The organism is Nitrosospira multiformis ATCC 25196 (genome assembly GCF_000196355.1).
GTDB lineage: Bacteria > Pseudomonadota > Gammaproteobacteria > Burkholderiales > Nitrosomonadaceae > Nitrosospira > Nitrosospira multiformis.
Map to the genome: position 1 here is coordinate 2,432,478 of NC_007614.1, position 13,425 is coordinate 2,445,902.

Below are 13,425 nucleotides of genomic sequence, written 5' to 3' on the forward strand. Positions count from 1 at the left end.
AATATTCGTTTTTCCGCTTTCGGACAGGATCAATCATGGCACGAGTATGTGAAGTTACCGGGAAGAAGCCCATGACCGGCCACCACGTTTCCCACGCTAACAATAAAACAAAGCGGCGTTTTTTGCCCAATCTGCAACGCCGCCGCTTCTGGGTGGAGAGTGAGCGTCGCTGGATCAGTCTGCGCTTGTCCAATGAAGCGCTTCGTACAATTGACAAGAATGGCATTGATGCAGTACTGGCTGAAATGCGCGCACGCCGCGACAGCATCTAGGAATTTAAAGTGCATTCAGTCGGCAACTCGGCCTGTATCGATAAGGTAATCTAAGTAAGGATAAGGACATTACCATGAGAGAAAAAATAAAGCTCGAATCCTCGGCAGGAACGGGCCATTTCTACACCACAACAAAGAACAAGCGGACTACTCCGGAAAAAATCGAAATTACCAAATTCGATCCGGTGGCACGCAAGCACGTCAAATACAAGGAAACCAAGCTCAAATAGATTTCCTCGCTCCGGAATCAGGAAGCCTGAGAGTAAGTATTGTAAAAATAAAACTCAAGAAAATATGGGCTCAAAAACAGAAAACCCGCCAAATGGCGGGTTTTCTGTTTTTGAGCCCTATGTTTAGAAATCCCTAAGCGTAGCAGCGCAGCCTGCGGGAGAAATTCTGCAATACCTCGATGCCGCTTTCCTCGGCGCGGTGACACCAGTCTTCCAGCTGCTTGACCAGCTCATCCTTGGATGAAGTGGAGCGTTGCCATACCGTTATCAATTCCTCGCGCATTTTGTAAACTTTATCCAGCGTACTCGTCTTGCTCAGCACTAGATTGAGCTTTGCCCGCTCGTCTTCCTGCAGGGTCTTGGAGTCCGCAAGTACCCAACGCTTGAGTGTGGAACGATCGACGCCAAGATTTGTCGCCGCTTCTTTCAGATGATCAACTTCCTTTGCCAGCGTCTGCTTGAGAGACTGGGCATACTTTGCCAGTACTTCGTAGCGATGGGAAATGACAGCTTGCAGCGTATCTGCGTCGCATTCTGTCTTTGCGGCATCGAGGCGCAGTTTCGGCGCCACCTTCTTCACTTGCGCCAACCCCATCCACTGGAGAATGCAAATATACATCCAGCCGATGTCGAATTCATACCACTTGTTGGATAAGCGCGCGGAAGTGGCATAAGCGTGGTGGTTGTTGTGCAACTCCTCTCCGCCAATGAGAATTCCCCAGGGAACGATATTGGTGCTGGCGTCTTCGGCCTGGAAATTACGGTAGCCCCAGTAATGTCCTATCCCATTGATCACGCCCGCAGCCATGATGGGCGCCCATGCCATCTGGATGGCCCAGATGGTCAGGCCGATGGGTCCGAACAGAATGACGTCGATGATCAGCATGAGGGCCACCCCCTTGCGGCTGTGCTTGTCATAGACATTCCGCTCCAGCCAGTCATCCGGCGTACCATGGCCGTATCTTTCCATGGTTTCCATGTTTTTGGCTTCTGCGCGGTAGAGCTCCGATCCCTCCCGCAGCACTTTGGCGATCCCCACTATTTGCGGACTATGGGGATCATCGACCGTTTCACACTTGGCATGATGCTTCCGGTGTATGGCGGTCCACTCCTTGGTGACCATCCCGGTCGTGAGCCACAGCCAGAAGCGGAAAAAATGACTCGGCAAGGGATGAAGATCCAGCGAGCGATGAGCTTGATGACGATGCAGAAAGATTGTGATACTGGCTATGGTTATGTGGGTAAGGCCGAGGGTAACGGCGATATAACCCCACCATGGCAAGTCGATAAGACCGAGAGTCATTGTTTGCGACCTTTAGAGTAAGTACGGGAGAAGCGTAATTGCCGGAAAGAAGGGATACGGAAATTTATAGCTAAACGAACGGTTAGTCAAGAAATTATGTACCCTCCGGAAGCTCGAAAGAACCCGAAAAAACGCGGACGGAAAGCGTCGGACGGCAGCGACGCGGGAGAACGTGGACGGCAAGAAATGGGATTCTTCCCGGAGCCAGTACCGGCTTATTTATCGCTCAATAATTGTTCCAGATCGATGCAGACTGATTCCGCCGTGCTAGCCTTTAACGTTCGTCGCATCTGGCCCAGGGCGTCAGTATGTCTGCTTTTGTTTATCGCGGCACAACAGTCGGAAGGAATGTGGATCTCAAACCCACGCAAATATGCATCGTTGGCGGTAAACAGCACGCAGGAATCCGTGGTGAGGCCGCAAAGGATGAGCTTTTTCGCATGCAGGCTCTGGAGCAGAAGATCCAGGGGCGTCTGGAAAAAGCCGGAATGCCTTGGCTTGAGAACAAAATAATCATCCTGCTGGGGCACGAGCTCTCGGGCTAGCGGCGCGCCGCAGACACCGTCTTTTACACAACGCGACACGAGATGTTTGAAGTCGGACTGCCATTGTCCGAAGTTGTCGTTCACGTACAAACAGGGAATGCCGAGCTTCTTGGCTTCTGCTTTAAGGGATGAAATGTTTCGCGCCATTGGTATCGCATGTTCAACGAGTTGTCGTCCACTCTCGAACTCCAGATCATTGATGACATCGATTAAAAGAAGCGCAACGGAACATTCATGAAGCACGCAGGTATCGTTCATCGCTCAAACCGCCGTCATACCGGCTTGGCCACCATCAGATAAAACACAATAACCAGTGCAATAAACGCGGGAATACCCAATCCGATCCAGAACCGGAAGTACTGCCAGTACAAGGGCGGCAGCTCGTCCCTTCTGTTGCACGCATCGGCGGCGAGCTGGTGCATCCGTATCTGGAGCCACACCACGGGAAGCCAGCAAGCTCCGGCGATCAGGTATAAAACTGTCGACCACATTACCCACTTGCTGGTCACGGGAATTTCCGCCAGGTAGACGAGATAAAAACCTGTAAGCGGCTGGATGACGATGGTCGTCGCCGTGAATATCCAGTCAGCGGTAACGACATTTCTGGTAACCGCAGCAGCAACGGTGGAGTCACGCGTCAGGCTCGCCGAAAACATATAAAAAGCCGTTCCTATGCCCGTACCGAACAGCAATGTCGATGAAAGGATATGCAGCCACTTTACCACTAGGTAGTCGATCACCGTTTCTCCAACTCGTACAACAACAGGATGACTGCAAGGATGGGCAGATTTTTTATCAACGGACCGAAGGGATGCAGCCAGAACTCAGGAAGAAAAAGAGTGATGGCAACCATATAGACGCCAATCAGGGTAACCTGGGCTATCCAGAGTAGTCGCCGGTCGCGGAGAAAAAGGGTTCCGAATCCAAAAGCAATATCCATGGCTGCGGCGCCGTAAAGCGCTATGGGGGCAAGGCCGCCAGTAATTCCCACGCGGGCAAGCAAAACATAGCTTTCTTCTACCGGATAAATCCCCATCGAAACCGCACCTGCCACAAACCACACTGCAGCCAATGAAACACGCAGCACGACCGGCAACCAGCCGAGGAGCGCCGACAAGCGAAGGGCCTGCACCTCCCACTTTGAGGCAAATTCCCGTACAGGGCGGGGATTGCGCCCGAGCAGCGCGCGCGTCATGGCAGGATCGGCAATGTTCCCCCGCTGGAGCATCTGCCACGTTTCCAGGTCCAGCAAACCCTTCCCGAACCGCTGGCTTAACTGGCCCAAGCGGCGTGCGCTGAACTCGACAAATCCGACAGGGACCGGCAAAAACGTGGGAGTGCCCAATCCCATCAAATGCCGCAACTCGCCGAGATAGTCTCGAAAAGTGATGGGTTCCGGCCCTACCAGAGGGATACGCTGTCCAAGATATCGATCGGTTTGGAGGAGTTCAACCACGGCCTGCGTCAGGTCGTCAATATGAATCGGCTGTATACGTTGATTTCCAGCCCCGGGCAGCGGGATAACCGGGAGGCTCGCAATAAGGTTGAACAATTGCGCGCTTGTCCCACCTGGTCCGTATACGAGCGATGGCTGCACGACCATGCTCTTGCTCCTATTGTTTGGAGAAGCAAGCAATGCATCATCTGCGGCTTTCTTGCTGAGGTGATACCGGCTGCGCGCATTTTCGTCCGCACCGAGCGCGGATATCTGCACGACCTTCACATTTGCTGCTTCGCACGCCGCAAATAGCGCTCTTGGGGCACGATCGTGCAGTGCCTGGAAGGTTTGCCTTCCGTGCTCCCGCAATATTCCAACCGCATTTATCACCACATCGATGCCGGCAAGGCGTTTTTTCCAGACCTCCATATCGAAATCGCGCGTAAAATCTGCCGCGATATAAGTGGGCCCGGTTCCCTTCAAATCCTTTATACCCCTTATATCCTCCGGCTGGCCGCGCCGGGTGGCGCATACGATTCTGTGTCCCGCAGCAGCCAATGCCATAACCAGATGGCTGCCGATGAAACCAGAGGCGCCGGTAATCAAAATGGTGGACATATCATATACACTGGAATTTAAACCAAAACCCGCACGGACGGATCAAACGGATTTTTCGCGCGGAATACATCTCTTTAAATCTCTTTAAGATTGAAATAAAGTATAGTTTCAGCCATGATGCGTCCTGAAAAAACCTGGAGCAGCGCAATTCTTAGCGGCCTCGTTTCCGGCACTGTGGCGAGCATTGTGTCGACCATTGCGCTTTCGATCCTCGGCAAGGCTGAATTGGGCAAGTTTGCCGCCCCTGTCAATGGACCCAGTCAATGGATATGGGGAAGACATGCCCCCTATCAGGACCAGTTCAGCCTCCGATACACGCTTATCGGCTATGCGATCCATCACGCCGCATCGGTATTCTGGGCAATCTGGTATGAAAAGCTTCGCCAGCAACTCCCGCCTGCCGAAAGCGCCGCCACCGTTCTTGCTCCGGCGGTCGCAACAACCGCCGCGGCCTATGCCGTCGATTTTCACTTCACACCGCAACGGCTGACGCCGGGATTTGAACACCGGCTTTCCCAGCGTTCCCTGCTCATCGTCTATGGAACCTTCGCCCTCGGATTAGCCGTGACCGTGCTGCTCTCCCGGAAGCCTCCCTTGCGGAGGTGTACCACAAGCAGGGCCTCATCGCCTATAAATGCACCCCGCATAAAATCAGACGTCGCTGCCTTCAGGAAACAATAAGCCGGTTTTCCCGGTCCCCGGCAGCAGACTAGCAGTATTTCATGCCCGCCTGCTGCCACTCTACCTCAATGGCAGAGGCTCGGAATGTGCGTTATCGCACTGATGTGATCAAAGCAACCCCCTATATTCGTTGCAAGTTTCCTATCTGTCACCGTCGGAATGCGCAGTGAACTCATCGTGCTGCCACATTCGCTTCTGACTCCCACCCAAAGTTCCCCCGATCTGAGCAAAGGCATGGTTGATTGGTCCCGTCTTTTTGGTTTTTCCGTAAATCCCGCCGAAATCATTCTGCGAGGAACAGTTATCTATTGGTTCATCTTTTTGCTGTTCAGGCTGATACTTCACCGCGATGTAGGCGCCATTGCCATTGCCGATGTCATGCTGCTTGTCCTGATCGCGGATGCAGCCAGTAACGGCATGTCCGGGAATTATGACTCCATCACCGACGGTTGTCTTCTTATTGCCACCCTTGCAGGCTGGAATTATCTCCTGGACTCGCTGAGCTTTCATTTTCCGGCCATCCGGCGCATTGTTCAGCAGCCTCCACTGGCTCTCGTTCAAAATGGCAAAATCCAGCGTAAAGCCATGCGCCGGGAGTTGATCACTGTCGAAGAACTGGAATCCAAATTACGGGAACAGGGTATCGAGGATTTCAGGGAGGTAAAAATTGCGTATCTTGAGGAAGACGGCGAAATTAGCATATTGCGAAATGACGGCAAGGAACCGGAAAACCCGCCGGGCAAGCCTAAAAGTAAAAAGACTATTTAGGAAAGCCTGATGGATCAAGAGGAAGCGTTAGAATTCGCCCAACACCTGGCTGATGTGTCCCGGTCCATCGCGCTACGATATTTCCGTACTTCCATGGATATCTGCTGGAAGAAAGACACGAGTCCCGTGACGATTGCAGATTGCAAGATCGAAAGTACGCTCCGTAGCGTCATACGCAGTCGATATCCGGACCATGGCATTATCGGGGAAGAATATGACTGCATTCCCGGGGGGCGCTATAGCTGGATCCTGGACCCGATTGACGGGACGAAGAGCTTTACAATGGGGAATCCCCTGTTCGGCACCCTCATTGGACTACTGGATGACGGCCAGCCTATCGCCGGACTGGTCGATCTTCCTGCAATGGGAGAGCGATGGGGTGGGACGGGCAGAAGGACAACATTCACGGACGGGATCAGCAACGGCCAGGCGAATGTCAGCGGCTGCCGCTCCATTGACGCAGCCCGGCTTTATATCGCAGCCTCGTCGGGAGCCGATTCCGATGAGAAATATGCAGGGATCGAGACATTGTACCGCGTCGCTGCCATCACTCGTCCTGTCTGCGACTGCTATGCATACGGCTTGCTCGCCTCCGGCTATTGCGACCTGGTAATCGAGGACAACCTGGAGCCTTGCGATTACCTGCCGCTCATACCGATAATTAACGGTGCGGGCGGGCAGATTACAGACTGGACAGGAAAACCCCTTACCTTGAATTCGGATGGCCGGGTCATTGCCGCTTCCACTGAATCCCTGTTGAACGCGGCAATAGAGGTGCTACGCAGTTCGCTCTCGGCAGATTCAATCACCCGGTAGTTCACTCATGCTGTTAGTGCGATTCCGCACCGAGAATCCTATCTTCCCAAAATAGAATCCCGTTTTAGAATCCCGTTTCCGATCGGTCGTTTGTTTCCTGCAACCATTATGGGAGCAACCATGAAACCTTCAAAATTTGCGACTCAATCCTTGCTCCTGGCGGGCACGGTTTTCCTGGCACCAGTGGCAATCCAGGCGCAGACTACGCCGGGTCCGGGCGGTTCCATCGTCGGTCAACCCCCCGGGCAGGGAATGTCGCCCGGGGGCGGTTACATCATCGGGCAGCCACCCCCCTCCCCTCCCATGCCGCCGAAACCCTCGATGAGGCAAAACGATTCGCCGCCACCGCTTGCGCCCAACCAGATCGGTCCGGTGCAGTCCGGCCCTCCACCCAGCGGCTTGATGAACGGACGCGACCCGATGAAGGAAAGACTCAATCGTGCAAATCGGGAAGGGGCGGACGTGGATCGAAACGGAATAATAAGTCCGGAAGAAGCTACCACGATACCGCAAAGTTCCCCTTAGCTGAGATAGCGAGGTAAATCTGGCTCGAGGATCAGCATCCTCGAGCCAATATTGTCCCGCCTGTCTGTTAAACCGCCACTCGCCCTTCAGAGGAGAAACCAATGCGCGCACTCACTTATCATGGAAGTTACGACGTTCGCGTGGATACCGTACCCGACCCGATACTTCAGGAACCGGACGATATTGTTCTAAAAATAACTGCTACTGCGATCTGTGGCTCCGACTTGCATCTGTACCGGGGCAAAATGCCGGAACTCAAGAATGGCGACATACTCGGCCATGAGTTTATGGGAACAGTCGTCGACGCGGGCCCGGAGGTTACAGCGTTGCGAAAGGGCGACCGGGTGGTGGTCCCCTTCGTCATCGCCTGCGGACAATGCTTCTTCTGCGAGAGGCAATTGTACGCCGCTTGTGAAACGACCAACCCGGATCGTGGCGCAATCATGAACAAAAAAAACGTGCGTTCAGGCGCAGCGTTCTTTGGCTATACGCACCTGTATGGGGGAGTGCCGGGCGGCCAGGCTGAATATGTAAGAGTGCCGAAGGCGAATGTAGGCCCCATCAAGATCCCTGAAACGCTTCCGGATGAGAAAGTCCTGTTCCTGAGTGATATTCTGCCTACCGGTTACCAGGCTGTACTGAATGCAGAGATAGGCCCCGGTTCCAGCGTTGTGATTTTTGGCGCCGGTCCGGTGGGACTGATGTCGGCGGCTTGCGCGCGGCTTCTGGGAGCGGAAACGATTTTCATGGTCGACCATCATCCGTATCGACTCGAATTTGCCCGCCAAACATATGACGTTATCCCCCTCAATTTCGATGAGGTCGACCCTGCCGAGGTCATTGTCGAGAAAACTTCTTATAGAGGTGTCGATGCGGCCATCGATGCAATAGGATTTGAGGCCAAAGGCAGCGCGCTGGAAACCGTCATGACCAACCTGAAACTGGAAGGCAGCAGCGGCGTGGCCTTGCGCCAATGCATCGCAGCAGTAAGGCGGGGCGGCACAATCAGCGTGCCGGGAGTATATGCCGGTTTTATCCATGCCTTCCTTTTCGGTGATGCTTTCGAGAAAGGCGTGACCTTCAGAATGGGGCAAACTCATGTCCAGCGCTTCCTCCCCGAACTGCTGGAGCATGTCGAATCCGGAAAGCTACAACCGGATGTCATTATCAGTCACCGGATGCCGCTTGCTGAAGCAGCTAGCGCATATAAAATCTTCGAAAAAAAAGAAGACGACTGCCGCAAGGTTGTCCTGACCCCCTGACCCCCATACATCGAAGAGCCCCAAGTTCTCGTCCTGAGCTTTCGTCCAGCCTTACCTGACCGTTTGTCCCGGGTAGTCGCAAGGTGGAGATGAGCTCACAATAGAACTGAAGATGTTGTACGAGTAGTGAGTGGACTGTTCGTTATCGCACAGTAGCTTCCTCTAAAAACCCCGATCATAGCGGCAACCATCTGCGCTGGCCGAGTAACAAGAATGCGAAAAGCATCCTTATCGGTTCGCGCGCCTCCCGACAGTTTGCTCCAGGCCAGTGGTCGATGAACGCAATCAATAACAAAATATTCCTTTCTTTTTGGCAGGCAGGCTATGAAGGGGCGGACCACATCAATGGTGAGGGCTTGCCTTTATCCATGAATCACGCCACGCAGCATGCTGATCTGGCATATCACGATTATTCGCTACTGCAGGATTTTGGGATCGGAACGGTCCGCGAAAGCGTGGGTTGGCGGTCAGTGGAAAAAGAGGGGGGCTTCGATTTTTCGTCTGTCGAACTACGTGCCCACGCGGCTCGAGACTGTGGCCTACAGGTCATATGGACGTTATGTCATTACGGTTGGCCAGATGAGATCGATCCCTATTCGGCTGATTTCATTGACCGGTTTTCGCTGTTTTGTTCTCGAACGGTGGAATATCTTGAATCATTTTCGAACAACGACGTTGTTTCCATCTACACCCCGATTAACGAAATCTCCTTCACCAGCTGGGTATCTGTGAGAAATCGCTTCATGTGCGCCAATCCACATGACGACGACGGAGCGGAGTTAAAGCGGCAGCTGGTGCGAGCAACGATGAAAGGCTGCGAGGAAATCTGGAAAATCAATCCTTCCGCCCGCATTCTTCATTGCGAGCCGCTGATACACGTCGTTGCTCCTGATGACCGGCCTGACCTTGAGGATCACGCAGAGATGTACAGGCAATCCCAGTTCGAAGCCTGGGACATGCTCTGCGGACGCCTGGAGCCTGAGTTGGGGGGCGCGCCGCATTTTCTGGACCTGATCGGAGTGAACTACTATCACAGCAACCAATGGGAATCTAGCAGCGACAAATGGGAGGCAGGCCTTCCTCTCTTCTGGCACCTCGATCATCCCCGCCGTGTTCCATTCTATGACCTTCTAAACGAGGTTTATCGCCGTTATCACCGGCCTGTTTTAATTTCGGAAACCAGCCATGTCGGAAGTGGCAGGGGTGCGTGGATCAAGGAAGTGGCGCAGCACGCGGTAATAGCTCAACAGTCTGGGGTGGACCTGCACGGAATCTGTCTGTATCCCATCGTTGATCGACCAGATTGGGATAACCCGGAACATTGGCATAAAAGCGGTCTATGGGAAGTAAATATCGAGGGGGAAAAAGAAGAAACACGGTACCAGCGGGTTTTATCGCAGACATATGCCGCTGGTTTAAGAGATGCTCAACGACTGACTCATAATCTTTTTTCACATTGCCTTTCAATTCAAACCCCATCCAACACTCTAGGAATCCCAATGACGACAATTATTGTTTTTTCCCATCTGCGCTGGGACTTTGTATATCAACGCCCCCAACATCTTCTCTCCCGGCTTGCTGAAAACTACAAGATTGTTTTCATTGAAGAGCCGATTCTGCACCAGCACGACAGCTTCCTCGAATACTCCCAGCCGGTGCCGAACATTACCGTGGTGAAGCCTCGCACACCGGTCGCCGCAGCAGGTTTCCATGATGAACAACTGCCGCATCTGATCAGATTGATGCAGCAATTTGTCGTTCTGGAAGAAGAGCACATCGCCTGGTTTTATACGCCCATGGCGCTGCCGCTGCTGCAGGAGCTGCAACCCTCCCTGGTTATTTATGATTGCATGGACGAACTCGCCTCTTTCAAGAATTCACCCAAGCAAATGCTTCAACGGGAAAATGCGTTGCTGAGAATTGCGGACCTCGTTTTTACCGGCGGGCCAAGCCTCTACCGCGCAAAGCGGGCACGCCATCCGAACGTGCATTGCTTTCCCAGCAGTGTAGATATCGTACATTTTGAACAAGCAAGGGACCGGAGCAATCACCACCCGGCCCAGGAGGACATACCCGGCCCCCGGCTCGGCTACTATGGCGTGATAGACGAGCGAATTGATCTGGAACTCATCGATCGTCTGGCGGAGGCGCACCCGCAATGGCAGATCGTGCTGGTCGGGCCCGTCGCGAAGATCAGCCGGAGCGCGTTGCCCCGACGGCATAACATTCACTACCTGGGCCAGCAGCCCTATAAGGCCCTTCCGCATTTTCTGGCTGGCTGGAACGTATGTTTGCTGCCTTTTGCCTTGAATGAATCCACACGCTTCATCAGCCCGACCAAGACGCTGGAGTATATGGCTGCCGAATTGCCTGTAATCAGTACACCCGTTGCGGATGTAGTGGAACTGTATGGGGAAGCCGTATCGATTGCAGATACCCCGCAGGCTTTCATCCGGGCCTGCGAGAACGCGTTGCTGACCACCCCCGAAGACAATACGCAAACGATTATGAGAATGCGGGAAATGGTATCGGCAACCTCCTGGAATACAACTGCGGAAAAAATGCATGAACTCATGCAGGTTGCCGTGCTGCAGAACGAAGGATCAACGAGGGGTGTACGCCGGTTCATGGAACCCGAGTCCCTCATTCCTGGGAACCTGGAATCTACTCCTGCCGAAAACAGAAAGGTTGTCATTATCGGAGCGGGGCCGACCGGATTGAGTGCTGCTTATCACCTTGACGAAGAGACGCTGCTGCTGGACAAGAATTCGGTTGTCGGCGGATGGTGCCGCTCGATTGAAGACAAAGGTTTCACCTTTGATCACGCCGGTCACATCATGTTTTCAAACGACCCCTATGTGCATCAGCTCTACAAGATTCTGCTCGGCAATAACGTTCATTGGCAGGACCGTGAAGCCTGGGTTTACAGCAAAGGCATTCATACCCGCTATCCGTTTCAGGGCGCCCTCTATGGTCTGCCCGCCGATGTCATCAAGGAATGCATTGTGGGAGCGATGGAAGCGCGCTACGGCACATTAAAGACTCCTCAAGCAAAATCAATGGAAGGAACCTGCCAGGGTATGGACGGGGCCGCTACCGTTGTATCGGACTGCTGCGCCGATGGGACCGGGAGTATAGTCCCCGGGTCCGGCGAAGTACGAGGGGCCGAAGGCATGGTTGACAGAAGCAAAGCCGAGAACTTCGAAGAGTTCATCTATCGGGTGTGGGGAGCAGGTATCGCGAAACATTTTGCGATACCTTACAACAGAAAACTCTGGACAGTTCCACTGACCGAAATGGAAACTTCCTGGCTTGGGGGCCGCGTACCCCTGCCTGATCTGGAGGAAATCATAGAAGGCGCATTACGGCCTGTCGCCAAACCGATGGGCCCCAATGCGCGCTTCGGTTACCCTCTCCGAGGGGGATTTCAGGCCATGATGTCTGGCTTTGTTCCCCACATCAAAGGCGCCATTGAGCTGAATACAGAGGTCGCCCGCATTTCACCGGATCAACACTTGATTACATTGGCGGATGGAAGGCGCTACCGCTATCAGTATCTGCTCAGCACGATACCCCTACCCGAGCTGATCCGCAGCATGGGGGATGAAGCGCCTCCCCCCATCAAAAAAGCGGCAGCCGCATTGCGCCACGTTTCAGTACGCTGCGTCAACCTGGGTATCGGCAGGGAAAACATTTCAGACAAGCACTGGATCTATTATCCGGAAGACACCATCTTCCATCGGGTTTTTCTCCAGGGGAATGCCAGTCCTGCCTGCAATCCCCCGGGCGGATTCGGGCTCACCTGCGAGATATCCTACTCGCCGGTCAAACCTCTCCCACTCGACGGCCAGGAGTTGATCGACCGATGCGTGGAAGACTGCATCAAGGTGGGTTTATTTACGCGGGACGATAAATTGATTACGGCCAATCTGGTAGATATGCCGTACGCGTATGTAGTATATGACCACGCGAGAAAGCAGAGCGTTGAAACCATCCGGCAATGGCTTTCGGAGCGCGATATTATCCTGGCCGGACGCTACAGTGAGTGGGAATATTACAACTCCGATCATGCTTTCCTGGCAGGAAAAAAGGCAGCAGAAGTTATCGATGAACTCATTGACGGCGAAGAACATATTGCCGACAAAACCGCAGTGTGATCAGGCATGATAATAGACGCTCATATTCATTGTTCAGGAGACGAAAAAGTAGATGACGTTCTACAGGCATTGGATCAGGCGCAAGTGGACAAGGCCGTTGTGCTTGCGCCATTTTTGAGCGGCCCGTATTCCATGCACGACAGTGCGTCGTTGAGATCGGCCAACCAGTACCTTTCCCGGCTGATAGGCCATCACACCGACCGGCTGATCGGCTTTGCGGTAATCAACCCTTCGTTAGAAGGAGCATGCCAGGATCTTGTGAGCGCCCATGAACTGGGGCTCCATGGACTCAAAATGGTGCCAGCCGGATGGTATCCTTATGACGACTGTGCACGGGATGTTTATGAAACAGCAGCCCGCCTCAAAATTCCAATCCTGTTCCACAGCGGGATTTTCATCGATGGAAAATCGGGGCGTTTCTGCCGCCCCAGCTTTTACGAAGCGATACGCGATTATCCTGACTTGCGCGTTACCCTCGCTCACCTAGGGTGGCCCTGGTCAGATGAGGCGAATGCGGTAGGTCTCATAGACCTCATCAACGGAGTGCCGCCCGATAACAGCCAGTTTCGCTTCGACATTTCCTTTGGCGCCCCCCCCGTTTACCGCCTTGAAGTTCTCAGAAAAGCAATCGACGTCCTCACGCCCGATTTATTGCAATTCGGCAGCGATGTGTTCTTGCCCTGTAGCGCGGATTTGATAAAAAGCCGAATTGACGAGGTGTTGATGCTGCTGGAACGTCTCGAAGTGGACAAATCCAGTCGCGACCGGATCATGGGAGGGACAGCCGCAGCCTGGTTGGGGATAAACTGA

At 53.5% G+C, this 13,425-nt stretch carries 13 protein-coding genes; 9 read left to right on the plus strand and 4 right to left on the minus strand.

The genetic code is table 11. The features are described from left to right. Positions 1 to 35: 35 nt before the first annotated feature. Both rpmB and rpmG read left to right on the plus strand, forming a co-directional pair. Positions 36 to 272 (plus strand): 50S ribosomal protein L28, encoded by a 237-nt coding sequence (rpmB, locus tag NMUL_RS11160; RefSeq protein WP_011381441.1) that lies wholly within the window; start codon positions 36 to 38, stop codon positions 270 to 272. Positions 273 to 346: 74 nt separating this feature from the next. Beyond that, positions 347 to 502 (plus strand): 50S ribosomal protein L33, encoded by a 156-nt coding sequence (rpmG, locus tag NMUL_RS11165; RefSeq protein ID WP_011381442.1) that lies wholly within the window; start codon positions 347 to 349, stop codon positions 500 to 502. A gap of 133 nt (positions 503 to 635) precedes the next feature. On the opposite strand, the gene NMUL_RS11170 is transcribed toward rpmG, so the two are convergent. The 4 genes from NMUL_RS11170 to NMUL_RS11185 all read right to left on the minus strand — a co-directional run bounded on the left by NMUL_RS11170 (position 636) and on the right by NMUL_RS11185 (position 4,406). Continuing rightward, positions 636 to 1,805 (minus strand): DesA family fatty acid desaturase, encoded by a 1,170-nt coding sequence (locus NMUL_RS11170; protein ID WP_011381443.1) that lies wholly within the window; start codon positions 1,803 to 1,805, stop codon positions 636 to 638. A gap of 215 nt (positions 1,806 to 2,020) precedes the next feature. Next, the gene (locus NMUL_RS11175; protein ID WP_011381444.1) at positions 2,021 to 2,608 is read right to left on the minus strand and encodes a cysteine hydrolase family protein; all 588 of its coding nucleotides are present in this window, start codon (positions 2,606 to 2,608) and stop codon (positions 2,021 to 2,023) included. A gap of 14 nt (positions 2,609 to 2,622) precedes the next feature. Beyond that, a complete protein-coding gene (locus tag NMUL_RS11180) occupies positions 2,623 to 3,090 on the minus strand; it encodes a DUF2269 family protein (RefSeq protein WP_011381445.1) in 468 nt (155 codons plus the stop codon). After that, a complete protein-coding gene (locus NMUL_RS11185; protein WP_011381446.1) occupies positions 3,087 to 4,406 on the minus strand; it encodes an NAD(P)H-binding protein in 1,320 nt (439 codons plus the stop codon). Before NMUL_RS11185 ends, NMUL_RS11180 begins: the two co-directional genes overlap by 4 nt. A 114-nt stretch (positions 4,407 to 4,520) precedes the next feature. On the opposite strand from NMUL_RS11185, the gene NMUL_RS11190 reads away from it, so the two are divergent. From NMUL_RS11190 to NMUL_RS11220, 7 genes are all read left to right on the plus strand, one after another. After that, positions 4,521 to 5,087, plus strand: a complete 567-nt coding sequence (locus NMUL_RS11190) for a hypothetical protein (RefSeq protein ID WP_011381447.1) — start codon at positions 4,521 to 4,523, stop codon at positions 5,085 to 5,087. A gap of 234 nt (positions 5,088 to 5,321) precedes the next feature. After that, the gene (locus NMUL_RS11195; RefSeq protein WP_041353211.1) at positions 5,322 to 5,855 is read left to right on the plus strand and encodes a DUF421 domain-containing protein; all 534 of its coding nucleotides are present in this window, start codon (positions 5,322 to 5,324) and stop codon (positions 5,853 to 5,855) included. A gap of 9 nt (positions 5,856 to 5,864) precedes the next feature. Continuing rightward, the gene (locus tag NMUL_RS11200) at positions 5,865 to 6,671 is read left to right on the plus strand and encodes an inositol monophosphatase family protein (protein ID WP_011381449.1); all 807 of its coding nucleotides are present in this window, start codon (positions 5,865 to 5,867) and stop codon (positions 6,669 to 6,671) included. A 120-nt stretch (positions 6,672 to 6,791) separates the two neighbouring features. After that, positions 6,792 to 7,196 carry a hypothetical protein gene (locus NMUL_RS11205; RefSeq protein ID WP_104009706.1) on the plus strand — a complete coding sequence of 135 codons (405 nt, stop codon included), beginning with the start codon at positions 6,792 to 6,794 and terminating at the stop codon, positions 7,194 to 7,196. A gap of 101 nt (positions 7,197 to 7,297) precedes the next feature. Continuing rightward, positions 7,298 to 8,458, plus strand: a complete 1,161-nt coding sequence (locus NMUL_RS11210) for a zinc-dependent alcohol dehydrogenase (RefSeq protein ID WP_011381451.1) — start codon at positions 7,298 to 7,300, stop codon at positions 8,456 to 8,458. 275 nt (positions 8,459 to 8,733) lie between these two features. After that, positions 8,734 to 12,615 (plus strand): NAD(P)-binding protein, encoded by a 3,882-nt coding sequence (locus NMUL_RS11215; RefSeq protein WP_011381452.1) that lies wholly within the window; start codon positions 8,734 to 8,736, stop codon positions 12,613 to 12,615. Between the two features lie 6 nt (positions 12,616 to 12,621). Continuing rightward, positions 12,622 to 13,425 carry an amidohydrolase family protein gene (locus NMUL_RS11220; protein WP_011381453.1) on the plus strand — a complete coding sequence of 268 codons (804 nt, stop codon included), beginning with the start codon at positions 12,622 to 12,624 and terminating at the stop codon, positions 13,423 to 13,425.

Excerpts from the sequence above, each read along its gene's own strand:
- rpmB (WP_011381441.1), top strand. The coding sequence starts at position 36 with ATGGCACGAGTATGTGAAGTTACCGGGAAGAAGCCCATGACCGGCCAC.
- NMUL_RS11200 (WP_011381449.1), top strand. The coding sequence starts at position 5,865 with ATGGATCAAGAGGAAGCGTTAGAATTCGCCCAACACCTGGCTGATGTG.
- NMUL_RS11215 (WP_011381452.1), top strand. The coding sequence starts at position 8,734 with ATGAACGCAATCAATAACAAAATATTCCTTTCTTTTTGGCAGGCAGGC.
- NMUL_RS11195 (WP_041353211.1), top strand. The coding sequence starts at position 5,322 with ATGGTTGATTGGTCCCGTCTTTTTGGTTTTTCCGTAAATCCCGCCGAA.
- NMUL_RS11170 (WP_011381443.1), bottom strand. The coding sequence starts at position 1,805 with ATGACTCTCGGTCTTATCGACTTGCCATGGTGGGGTTATATCGCCGTT.
- NMUL_RS11190 (WP_011381447.1), top strand. The coding sequence starts at position 4,521 with ATGATGCGTCCTGAAAAAACCTGGAGCAGCGCAATTCTTAGCGGCCTC.
- rpmG (WP_011381442.1), top strand. The coding sequence starts at position 347 with ATGAGAGAAAAAATAAAGCTCGAATCCTCGGCAGGAACGGGCCATTTC.
- NMUL_RS11185 (WP_011381446.1), bottom strand. The coding sequence starts at position 4,406 with ATGTCCACCATTTTGATTACCGGCGCCTCTGGTTTCATCGGCAGCCAT.
- NMUL_RS11210 (WP_011381451.1), top strand. The coding sequence starts at position 7,298 with ATGCGCGCACTCACTTATCATGGAAGTTACGACGTTCGCGTGGATACC.
- NMUL_RS11220 (WP_011381453.1), top strand. The coding sequence starts at position 12,622 with ATGATAATAGACGCTCATATTCATTGTTCAGGAGACGAAAAAGTAGAT.
- NMUL_RS11205 (WP_104009706.1), top strand. The coding sequence starts at position 6,792 with ATGAAACCTTCAAAATTTGCGACTCAATCCTTGCTCCTGGCGGGCACG.
- NMUL_RS11175 (WP_011381444.1), bottom strand. The coding sequence starts at position 2,608 with ATGAACGATACCTGCGTGCTTCATGAATGTTCCGTTGCGCTTCTTTTA.